Origin of the sequence: Pedobacter hiemivivus, assembly GCF_005144565.1 — a bacterium.
GTDB classification, from domain to species: domain Bacteria; phylum Bacteroidota; class Bacteroidia; order Sphingobacteriales; family Sphingobacteriaceae; genus Pedobacter; species Pedobacter hiemivivus.
Window position 1 is genome coordinate 147667 of the sequence record NZ_SWDX01000002.1, and the last position, 12566, is coordinate 160232.

At 39.7% G+C, this 12566-nt stretch carries 5 protein-coding genes; 1 reads left to right on the top strand and 4 read right to left on the bottom strand.

Translation table 11 applies throughout. The features are described 5' to 3' along the window. Nucleotides 1-21 precede the first annotated feature (21 nt). Nucleotides 22-3654, top strand: coding sequence for a glycoside hydrolase family 2 TIM barrel-domain containing protein (locus FBD94_RS04510; RefSeq protein ID WP_205945837.1), 3633 nt, complete (start codon nt 22-24; stop codon nt 3652-3654). A gap of 420 nt (nt 3655-4074) precedes the next feature. Here FBD94_RS04510 and FBD94_RS04515 read toward each other — a convergent pair whose 3' ends face one another. From FBD94_RS04515 to FBD94_RS04530, 4 genes are read right to left on the bottom strand one after another with little or no spacing between them, the layout of a single operon-like run. Further along, complete coding sequence (locus FBD94_RS04515; protein ID WP_136879279.1) at nt 4075-5535, bottom strand: BACON domain-containing protein; 1461 nt, start codon at nt 5533-5535, stop codon at nt 4075-4077. A 23-nt stretch (nt 5536-5558) separates the two neighbouring features. Continuing rightward, nucleotides 5559-6830 carry a glycoside hydrolase family 71/99 protein gene (locus tag FBD94_RS04520; RefSeq protein ID WP_136879280.1) on the bottom strand — a complete coding sequence of 424 codons (1272 nt, stop codon included), beginning with the start codon at nt 6828-6830 and terminating at the stop codon, nt 5559-5561. A 39-nt stretch (nt 6831-6869) separates the two neighbouring features. Then, nucleotides 6870-8882: a SusD/RagB family nutrient-binding outer membrane lipoprotein gene (locus FBD94_RS04525; protein ID WP_136879281.1), complete on the bottom strand. Its 2013-nt coding sequence runs from the start codon at nt 8880-8882 to the stop codon at nt 6870-6872. Nucleotides 8883-8893: 11 nt separating this feature from the next. Beyond that, a complete protein-coding gene (locus tag FBD94_RS04530) occupies nt 8894-12181 on the bottom strand; it encodes a SusC/RagA family TonB-linked outer membrane protein (protein ID WP_205945838.1) in 3288 nt (1095 codons plus the stop codon). Between the last annotated feature and the right edge of the window lie 385 nt (nt 12182-12566).

Sequence of the window (12566 nt, forward strand, 5' to 3'; positions counted from 1 at the left end):
TTATACCAATTATAACACACAATGACGATAAAAAAAATATACCTGTTTCGAGCCGTTCCTTTAATGTTGCTTTTTTTTACTGTAAATCTGTTCGCGCAATCAAAGATTGATTTAACAGAAAAGTTTGATAATCCTAAAAATAAGCTGGATAAAATCGGTAAAGGATTACTTAAAACAGAAAATGGAGTTTTAAAAAGTAAAGATGCCTATGCAATGTTTGGCGATGCAGATATGGCTCATTACGAATTTAGTTTTAAAGCTCGTACACCAGAAAATGAAAAAGAGGTTCAAATTTGGTCAGGATTTAGGGCTTCCAGCAGAAACGATCGGTATATTCTTGGCCTGAGAGGCGGTATTCAAAACGACTTATATCTGGCCAGATTAGGCTATATGGGCGCAGATGATCATCTTGCCCTAAGGCATCTTGATTTTCCATTAACTCCGGGTAAATGGTACGATATAAAAGTTCAGATTGTGGGCAACCGCATCAAAGTTTTTTTGAATAATGAAACCCTGCCTTGGATTGATGTTCAAGATCCAAATGCGCTGATTTCTCCGAAAGGTAAAGTAGTGTTTGGTGGCAGCTGGATCAATACAGAATTCGATGATTTAAAAATTAAATCACTGGCCGATGATTATTTCTCTGGTAATCCGGTAAAGGAATATCAGGTAAAAAGAGATGATAAAGATCAGCTGCGTATCAAACAAAGGGCTGCGTATCGAGCCATCCAGCTTAAATCAGTAGGTCAATCCAGAACAAAAGTATCTTTAAATGGTGCCTGGTTGTTTAGTCCTGGTTATGAGTCCAAAGCTACTGACGCGATTTTACCTACTGTACCCGATAAGAACTGGCATGTGATGACTGTTCCTCAATTCTGGAATCCAAACAGGGAATGGCTTCATGGAGAAAGATACAATACTGCTAGTAAAGGCGTTGCGGATAATTATTATCAAAAGGAGATTGAACGTTGTGAAGGATACACCTTTGATTATAAAAAAACTGATGTTGGCTATTACAGGCAATGGATTGAACTGCCGGAAAATATTAGTGGAAAATATCTGGAATTAACTTTTGATGCGGTATCAAAAATTGGCGAGGTATTTATCAATGGAAAAAGAGCTTCAGATCCACATATTGGGATGTTTGGAGAATTTAAAGTGAATGCTACACCTTTTTTAAAGCCTGGAAAAAACCTGATTGTTGTTAAAGTATCCCGTGATTATGTAAAAGACATTAAAGATGCAGATAAAGTGACTGACGTTGCTGTAACCGTTCCAGTTACCAATAAAATGTTGAAAGATCTGGCGCATGGTTTCTATAATGATGATCCTGCCGGAATCTGGCAGCCTGTAGCCTTGGTGATTTCGGAGCCGGTAAGGATTACCGATGTCTATATCAAGCCAAAACTAACGGGAGCTGATTTTGAGGTAACTGTAAAAAATAATACGAGCAGTTCACAAAAGTTTTCGATTTCAACAGCAATTGATTCGGAGAAAAGTAAAGCCAAATTATATGATGCGGCAAGTTTAAAAGACCTCTCTTTAAATGCTGGCGAAGAAAAGACATTCACATATAGCGTGGGCAATTTGAAACCGTTATTGTGGACTCCAGCGGCTCCAAACCTATATAATTTCAATTTTGTAGTCAATGCTGCCGGTAAAGAGTCGGATAGGCAGATGATTGTATCAGGATTCAGAACATTCCAAGCTAAGGGCGACTTCTTTTATTTAAATGATAAGCAATATTGGCTAAGAGGAGGGAACCATACGCCAATGTCGCTGGCACCTAATGATACGACCCTTGCCAATCAGTTCAATAAACTATTGCATGATGGAAACATTATGATTACCCGTACCCATACCGCTCCATATAATGAATTGTGGTTGTCCTCGTCAGATCACAATGGGGTAGGTGTAAGCTACGAAGGTGGCTGGCCATGGTTGATGATTAAGAGTAGTATGCCTGATCCCAAATTAATAGAACTTTGGAAAAATGAGTTTTATGATTTAATCAAGAAATATAGAAATCATCCGGCTTTATTGTTTTGGACGGTGAATAACGAGATGAAATTCTACGACAATGATCCTGATTTTGAACAAGCCAAACTTAAAATGGCAATCATCTCTGATGTAGTTAAAAGGATCCGCCAGATTGATCCGACAAGACCGGTTTGTTTTGATTCTAATTATACCCGAAATGAAAAGAAATTTGGTAAAGATTTCTTTACTAAAATTGATGATGGCGATATTGATGATCACCACTGGTACATCAACTGGTACCATGGTTCAATCTTTAATGAATTTAATGGCGAATGGCAAAAGAGCTTTAAAAATGAAGGCCGACCATTAATTAGTCAGGAGTTTTCTACAGGTTATGCTAGTGAAACTGGACATCCAACACGATTTTATACCTATGTGCATCAAAATCCAGCATCACTTGTCGGCAACTATGCTTATGAATTTGCCAACCCTGAATATTTCTTAAAAGCGCAAACATTCATTACAAGGGAATCTGCAGAAGCAGTTCGCAGAACAAACGAAAAGGCGGCTGGTATCTTGCATTTTGCCGCATTGACCTGGTTTAAGAATATCTATCTGGCGGATAAAATTACGCCACATCCAAGTTATCTGGCTATGAAAAAAGCACTGCAACCGATACTTGTTTCTGCAGAACTTTGGGGTAGACATTTTTATGCTGGGACACAGTTGCCAGCAAGGATTTACGTTGTAAATGATAGAGATGAAGGGACAGAGCTTGCTGAAACTGAATTGCAGTGGTCAATACAAGGTGCTGATGGTAAAGCGATCGCAAGTGGTAAAGAAGCTATTGCTCCGGTAGCCTATTATGGACGTAAATGGATCACACCTAAAATTAATATTCCAGCAACTTTACCGACTTCAAGAGTTAACGCAAAGTTGGTTTTGAGGTTACTGGAAAAAGGGAAAGTTGTTTCAGAAAATGATTATGAATTACTGCTTTCTGATAAAAAATGGTTAGCAGCAGATGCTTTAAATGGGAAAACGATTGTACTTGTTGATAAAGGCGATAAAACTACAGCGGTTGCTGATTATGTTGGCTTGACCTATAAAAAACTTAATTCAGTAACAGAGGGAATCCAACAAAAATCGGCTATATTGATTTTAAGCGGCTTGGACGCTTCAAATACTTCAGCGACTGAGATTGGCCAGATTAAGGCTTTTGTTGCAGGAGGGGGCAAATTATTACTGTTAAATTCAGGAAAATTGGCTGTATCCCTATTCCCAGAACAGATTCGTGATGTTTTGCAAGAAAATGGAGAAATCGTTTCTATGGAGATCCCTGAATCAACAGTGTTTGATGATATTGATCCAATGGATACCAGGTATTTTAATAACAATAAAAGAGAGAATCCTTTGGTTATGAAAAATGCCTACAAAATTAACCGTGATCAAGGTGCAGAAGCACTAGCATCATTCGTTAAAATTCATGGGTATTTAGAAGGGACTGTGGCTGAACGCATCAGAAAACTGGATGATATTAAAGGCTTTCCAATAGTAAAGATCAAAAATACTGGAACTGTTATCTTATCAGAAATGATGTTGGATAAGGGGATCACTGATCCAGTAGCAGGGAAGTTGTTCGTTAACATGTTAAAAGAATTATCAACTAATTGATCAATTAGTTGATAATGGAAACCTGGCGTATCATAACACGTTCGTCATCCTGAATTTATTTCAGGATCACTCTTAAGCATGTTTTTTATAGTGGTACGAGATCCTGAAATAAATTCAGGATGACGAAAATACAAAAGGGAGGCAGACCATTTGATCTGCCTCCCTTTTGTATTTAGCCCTTCAGCGCAATCGTGAATCCTTTGGGAAGCCTTGCTTAGGTTTAGGATCGAGTAAGGAGTATTACCTTCAATTTTCCGTTAGTATCTATTGATTTGTTTTGCTGCTGTGCGGAAACGTTTAGGGCCGAGACCAGCATAAATACGACTGGCAGTTAAATGAAAACGACCTGTGAGTTAAACTCACAGGTCGTTTTCATTTAATTAAAGATGATTCAATCCTCAGCGGAGGATATAGCTCTCTTTATAACGGACAGTTTGTAAAACCAAATCCTGTGTTTTGAGGACATATATTGGCAAAATTCCAACTCGCCTTTTTAGGGTGGGTTGCCATATCTGCCGGTAATGGCCCTGTAAAATTGTTAAGCCTCAATTCTAATGAATTCAGGTTTGGCATTTTGCTGAAAACATTAGCCGGAATTGGCCCTATAAAATTAGAGGTATGCATCTGAAGCGAGGTCAATTTGGTCAGATTTGCAAATTCAACAGGAATCGTACCTGTCAGACCAGATCTGCTTAATGTCAAAGCGGTAAGATTGGCCAGATTACCCATCGTTGCTGGGATTGTTCCGGTTAGCTGCTGGTTGTTGTTGTTCATATCAATTGTAGCCACCTCACTTAGGAAACCAATTTGTGGCGGGATAGGCCCTTTTAGGTTTTTTCCTCCGAAATTTAATGCTCTTACCCTGTCAACACCGTTCACTTTCGCTACAACTACTCCACTCCAGCTCGCAGCTGCCGTAGCCTCTGTTAATGGCGCTGTAATATTCCATTTGGTACCTGTCCAATTGGCACCGCCCATTGAATTGTATATCGCAATTAAAACCTGTTTGTCCAGTTCATTTCCCGTTGTAATACCAGCTTGTTTAACACTAACCACAACATTAATGGCTCCATAAGTAATCGTAATGGTTCCGCTCTGATCGATAAAGTTGTTTTTAGGAGCAGTAACCGTTAGTTTACCTCCGTCTCTTACCACAGTAAACCAGGGGGCCGTACTTGTTACATAATTCCATTGCTGATTGGTTGTGATTAGTACGTCTACAGAACTGCCATCTTTGGTAAACTGAACGTTTTTTGTGTTGATATCAAACTCTACAGTACCTTTTTGCGTAACAGTGATAGTCTGATTGAAAATTGGAGAGTCCGCATTTACCGTAACAATTGCGCTGCGCTCACCTTCAGCAGGATTTGCTGTAGCGATCAGTTTTACCTGGTCTCCATTAATCTCCCAGGTTAACCAATCTGCGGTAGAAGTTAAAGACCATGACATATTGCTCCTGATCTCTACAGTCGCATTGTCACTAGGGTTTAGGAATTTCAACGCAGTTTTATCAACAATAAGAGTCGGGGTATTTCCGTGCTGTTTAATTACGATGATTTTGCTTAAACTTTTGTCGGTACTGCTGACTTTAACTTTAGCCACCCGGTCATATAGACTGGCATTCTCCTCCATGGAAAACTCAAGCTGATCGCCTTTTTTAACCACACCGAACCAGGATTGCTCTGCCAGCGTTTCGACGGTCCATTCTATGTTTCCTGTAACGGTAATAACTGCAGTTCCTGTCCTGTCGGTATTTAGATATTCATAAACATCCCTTTCAAGAGTTATGGTGGGTTTATCTGGTGCCTGATTGGGGTCTTTTGAACAATTTACCAAAACAATCATCAGGAGTATTAAGCTGAATATTGATGTTCTTTTCATAATTGATTATAATTAAACTGTTTTTATTTGACTTTGAACTCTTCACGTACGATATCCAGATACTTGCTTCCATATCCTTCTCCGTAATTAGATACTGTCGGCTCAATTTGTGAATCCCATGTCCAATTGTTCATCGATTCAATAAGTACCATACGGTTATTCCCTAAGTTCATCTTGGCAACGTTACAACGTTCTCTGAAATCATTTTCATTTTTTCTGATCGTAGGAGCGCTATAGTCCGGGTTGGCGTTGTTGATGTAAGTGGTATAAGATGGAGATACCGATGGAATAAAATCAATACCGAAATTTTTAGACAGATAGTCCTTATTCAGCTTATAATTCTCATTAATTAATCTGTTTAGCAAATAACTTCTATCCCAGCCAGTGGCACCGCCGCCCACATTACACATATTATCCATGCTCACGGCATCAACTTTTCCCTTATTAAAAAAATACTCAAAACGTGCAGATGGTGTCCATTGCGGCTGACGGGCGATGATGTAAACATCTTTTCCCGTTTGCTCTTTAATAACGCTACGGATATTGTCATACACCTTTTTACTGTCTTCAGTGTACAATTTATCTGCACCTATAAAGACCAGCACTGGGCGACCCTGGGAATGATAATAGTTTAGGTCTTTAAAATAAAGGGAAATCCGTTGCAAAAAGTTATATAAGCGCTGTTCGCGGCTAACGGTTATATTTTGTCCATTCACATTGATTACCGTAGCTGGAGCACCTTCCAAAAGCAGGTTGTTGCTCAATCCAGCACTAAAATTTTGGATGTCTACTGATATGGCGTATTTCATCTCGCCCATATTTACTGAGGGAAGCACAGTATTGTGTTCCGCAAACATGTTTACCAATAAGGAATCTGTACCATTAAGGTTATTCGGAAATAAGACATTTCCATTTTCCCTAATTGGAGGAGTGATTAAAAAATCGATTTTGGATTCTCTGGCCCATCTTGCGATTGAATCCAAACGGCTAACGCTTGCTATTACAGGTTTCAATTCGTAACGTCCCAATGTCGGCTGAACATTTGGCCCTAGCTTTCCAATACTTGTATTATATGTTTCTGTGATTCTCGTCCACTTAATTTCATCAGCTATCAAGGCCCCAGAAGGATCATAAACATAGGCGCCAACCGGAATGTCGGAACTGACAGCAACTTTTGGAATCGTATAGTTTAATGGATAGTCTTCTATGGACGGACTTTTGTCTTTTTTACAGGAGCTGGCCATAAGGGCTATGGTCAATCCTGTCAGTACCATGTTAATATTTCTTTTCATCATGATTATTTCTATGTAGATAATCTCTATTTTTTTAAGCTGTTAAGGTATATAGGTCTTCAAAAGTGACCTGAAGTTATAACTGAAAGCCTTGGTTAAGGCAATGTTTTCATCTGTCTCTCCAGTCATCGATTTTGCGGTTGCTACAACTTCCTCATAGGTTTTACCGTATTTCTTATTGAAATACTCACAATTAGGTTTGATGATTTTATTGCCACCATATATTCTTTCGGCGAAGATGAGATCGGGGTTCAATTTTGCAAAACCCAGGGAAGTATAAACATTATCTCCCCATCTGTCTCCCCTGTAATATGGACTTACTGCTTTTAGGTTTTCAATCCCGTTGTAGTAGGATTCAGTGTTTTTACTCTGCTCTACAATTGGATACACAAAACGCTCGGTCCAGTAATTATAAACGGAATTGTATCCTTCTACATCACTGCTGCCACCATTGGCCAAAAATGGTGGAAAACGAAGTGCGCGTGTCCTGCGTTCCAGGTTCCAGCCTTCTAAACAGTTTAAATAATCCGCTATGTAACGTTGTTTATAAATTTGTTCCAGGTGATTGTCGCGGCCACCTTTTCCACGGATACTGGCACGGTATAATAAGCGTCTGTCCGCAAATCCTTTGCCGTCAGTATTCCATTTTATGCCGTTTTGTGCAAGGTAATTGTCTACGCCTCCTAAATTATATTGTGCAAAAGAAGCTTTAACACCTTGTTCGTAGTATAGTTGTGCTTTTCCTTCCGAACCAAAGAGCATTTCGGCTTCCGCTTTAAGGAAATAGGTATCGGCCCAATTTAGTAAGACCATGCTGGCATTCTCTTTTACAAAATCGGTATGCACAAAAGAGAAATTGTAAGGGCTATTCTTGCTACCCAAGGGATCATTATAGCGATAAGTTTGTCCAGGTACAAAAGCCCATTCCCAACCTGCAGCCAAACTATTTAATTCAGGGAGTGGTACATACGGCATTGCATACTCTACAAGGATAGAATCGACCCGGCTGGCATTTTTACCATCAGCCTGGTGTGCCGCAAAAGTTGGGCAGTCCTTAAGTGTACAGAATTTGAGGTGCGCACGGGTTAAGGTGTCCGAATATAACATAGGTCTTGTCCCGGCTGGCGCCATTACATTCGCTTTCATAGCATAAGCACCTATTCTAGGATCGTTATAAGAAAACAGGTAAGTCGAAAAATATTCGCCCAGGGCAGGGTAGGTCATTTCACTGAAAGTAGTCACATTCTTGATGAATCTGGTGTAATAATAAGAAGCACTTAGAGACTCGTCGCTACCCCATTGCAATTTAACCATCTCATCTAATGAAGAGATTAATTTTGAGTCATCGTTCATTACTGCAGTTGCATGTTCTCTGGCCAAATCCATGGATATATTTTGTACATGCATGGCAACATTTAAACGCAAGGTATTGGTAAACTTTTGCCATTTTACCAGATTCGATTTTCCAAAAGTAGCGCCGCCAAATACTGGGTCACGTTGTATCAGGTCGTTTGGATAAGTAGCTGAGCTGCTATATAGATCCCCGGCATTTTTAAGGTCGTTTAGGACTTGCGTATAAATTTCCTGCTCTGAATCATATTTGAAGTTGATTTTATTTTCGCCAGCAACACTTAAAGCGTCGCTCATTGGCACACTGCCGTATATAGAGGCCATCATGTAGAATACATAAGATTTCCAGGTTTTTACGATAGCCAAACGATTGGCATATTCTGGTTTACCAGCATAATCTTTTTCTAATTTCAGCAGGTCCCGGAGGATCCCCACATAAAACTGACTGAAATAATTATCTCCGATATCCTGGGATGGATTTGTAGCAAAACCAACCACTGCGTATCTGGAAAAGTTCATCAATTTGTTGAAATTCAGTTCCTGAATGAGTTTCATGGTACGCACAACTGTACCTGCAAAAATGTCATTGGCATCTACGGAATAGACCTTGTTATTATTTCTATTGGTTTCTTCAAAATTCTTTGTACAGCTTTGAAAGGCAGCTCCTAAGAAAATGAAAGATAATATATAAGCTATTTTTCTCATTATCGTATTTTTTAAAATGATAGTTTAACATCAAATCCCCAGGTTGCCATCGGTAAACTGAATCCCCTCTCGAATCCCTGGGCATTGCCTGTTGTAGAAGTAGCTTGAGGATCTAAGCCTTTTGGTGTGTTCTGATATAATATGGCTACGTTACGGCCTACGAATGCGATCCTGGCTCCTTTAACCGGAGTTCCTTTAAACCAGGTGTTTTTTAGGCTGTAGCCAAGGGTTACTTCTCTTAATTTAACATAAGAGGCATCATAGATATACCTGGCAGCACTAGAACCACTGTTGTGCGTCCAGTGGTCCATTGGAGCTACCCATGCCATAGAAGGTTTTTCTGCCCAGAATGAACCAACAGATGAATCGTATACCGTATTACCCAGTTGAACTCCTTTTGGACGAAAGCCATCTGGATAAGCTACATAACTCTCCAGGTAATTGGCGCCTGCTTTAATCGTGTTTCCCGGCTGAAGAAATCCTCTTCTTTCATCCCCATTTTCTCCCAATATCAGTTCAGATACCAACGCATCATAGCGTCCATCTAAAGATTGGACGGTACTGCCATCAATACCACCTCTAAATGCGGTATAAGACCATACTTTTCCTCCAGACTGGAAGTCAATCATAAAACCCATATCAACTGGCCCAACTCTGAAACTATTTTGCCAGCCTCCAAACCAGTCGGCTTGTATAGAACCCAAATACTGATCAGGCAAAAACTTAGCCTTTCCGTCAACGCCAACGTAAATTGCGCCGTCACTATTCCGCTTATAATCGTTGCCATAGAAAACACCATAAGGTTTTCCAACTTCTGCATAAAGTTTGATGTTATCACCGCTGGCCATCTCATATCGGGCCACACCATTATTCAGGGAGAGTACTTTTGAATCGTTTTTGGCCCAATTGAATGTTGTATTCCAGTTAAAGAATTTTGTTTTAATCGGGTTAACCATCAAACTTACTTCCAATCCCTTGTTTTGAATCTCACCGGCGTTGATTATCGTTCTACGGTAACCACTGGCTAATGGTGCATCGGCCTCCACAATCTGGTCATTGGTATGTTTGTTGTAATAGGTTACATCCGCGTTCACACGGCCGTTCCAGAGTTTCATTTCTGCTCCAAATTCCCATGATTGGGTTTGTTCTGGCTTAATTGGATTCTTCAGCACGTCCTCGCCGGTAAAATAGGGGATACCCTGGAAAGTGCCGTCATTGGCTCTATAATATCCGCTGTAGAGCCTGTCAAAACCGGTGTCATTTCCAACCTGGGCAAAAGAGCCCCTCAATTTAAGATATGAAAGTACTTTTTTATCTATTTTAAGTGCATCGGTCAATATTAAACTGCTACTGAATGAATAGTAGAAGTAAGAAGAGTTTTTTGGATCTAAAGCACTTGACCATTCATTACGTGCTGTAGCTTCTAAATATGCCCAGTTCTTGTATCCAACATTACCCATTCCAAAAATGGCTTGTTTGTCCTTCTTTTCTGGCTCCGGTGTAACGCCAATAAGTCCTTTGGCATTGGCAATGCTTGCCAAATCCGGGGTGATCAGCATGAAAGCCCTGTTCGATAATTTATCGGCCTTGATATTTTGTATGGATGCGCCAAGATTCGAGTTAAGGGTAAAATCTTGCTGAATCTTTTTGTTAAAGGAAAATAAACCGTTGAAATTGTTGTTGGTACTGGTTCTATTCCACTTATTGTATTCACCATCAACGTCCCAAGGGCTATATAAATTCGTAAGATCCCAGCCCTTTCCTTGTTGCATTTCAGTTGAGGCTACTAATCTCAGTCTTAATAAATTGTTGAACCTGATGTTAGCAGTCAGGCCCGCGTTAAGCGAACTTTTGTCGTCCTGGTTCGGTGTTTCATTTAACAACCAAAATGGGTTTACAAAACCATTGAAGTTAAAGGGCATACCACCAGCTTGTTTCCAGGGCACCAACTCCTCATAAGAAGCATCTCTTGGCAAGTTGGCCATCACATACAATGGGTTTCTATTGCTAGCGTTGCGGTAGCCTCTATTGTCCGTATTTTCATAAATATATCTCACATTGGCATCAATATCCAGGTAGTCGGTAATTTTAGCTGTGCTTCTGAGGTTAAAATTATGTCTACTCATGATATTGAAATTTTCCAGAATATCATCTGCTTTTTGCCCGGTATATGAAAACCTCAGACTCAACACGTCGGTAACTTTATCGACCGCAAAACTGTTGGTAATGGTATTAGAGATTTTATACATGTTCTCGATGGTTTGAGGTTGTGGTGTGTATTCTTTCACTACACCATTTCTACCAACAACATCAAATCCCAGCATCGGCATACCCCAGGAACGCTGATCTTGGTTTCCCATATTAGGATTCCATATTCCGTAAGGTAAATCAGGATTAAAATTTACACCGTTATTAGAGTTTCCAAAATAATTCATTCCTTCTCTTTTAAAAGCGTTACCCTGACCTGCACCGTAAATGTTCTGATAGGTAGGGAAGTTGTATAGGTGTCCAAACATGGCATTAAAGCCATAACTGATACCGAGTCCCTGTTTTCTACCTGCTTTTTTTGTGGTAATTAATATTACACCATTTGCGGCATCGGATCCGTATAAAGCTGCGGCATTTGCACCCTTTAATACCTCAATGTTTTCTACTTCATCAGGATTAATGTTATTCACCGGGCTACCAAAATCCAGGTCACCATTTTCTCCTGATCCATTCAGTACGGGTATTCCGTCAATTACAAACAAGGGTTGGTTGTTTCCAGTCAGCGAGTTATTACCCCTTAGCACTACCCGTGTTGATGCACCTGGGCCGCCTCCGGAAATGATCTGCATCCCCGCAACTTTACCAGCGAGCATGTCCAATAAACTACTTCCCCTGGCCTCAGTCATTGAGGTTGGATCGATGCTCTGTCTGGCGTAGCCTAAAGATTTGGCATCCTGCTTAATTCCCATGGCTACAACTACCACTTCATTCAGGATTTTTGGATCTTCTTGCAACACAACTTTTAATTCCGCATCCGATTTGATCCCAATTTGCTGGGTAATGAAGCCTATAAAGCTTATTCTTATCGTCGAATTAATAGTTGCATTGATTTTAAATTTTCCATTTGCATCCGTTATAGTGCCTTTTTGATCTGCAACGCCAATGATGCTTACAGATGCTCCCCCAATCGGTTGCTGAGTTTTATCAACAACTACACCTTTAAGGGTGATTTGCTTATTCTGACCATGAGCTACTCCGATAACGAAAGTCAGGAGTAAGATCAGATGATATTTATAGATCTTTATTTTCATTTCGGTTAAGTTTAGATACATGTTTTTTAAGCTCCATATTGAAAACTGGAGTTAAGGGTATTGATGTAAAACAGACTAGCTGTTTTAAAATAAAATGCTTGTTAATGCTCATGAAGGTTTGGTTTATGTTGGTTAAAACAGGCTGGTTTAAGGCCTTCAGTCTTTTTCTGCCAGATCTTATTAATTTGCCAGGCTATATTTTAGCAGGCAAGTAAATAAGCCGGATCGGTTGGTTGAATAGGTTAGGTTTTTGGTCATACACAGTTTTGCTTTTTGAAATTTATTATTTGGTTATTTATTTAGATTATCACATTGGCATGTTTTAATCTTTCATAAATTACGTGGTGCCCAATTAATAAAATAATAATAAAGCATTAATTAAGGT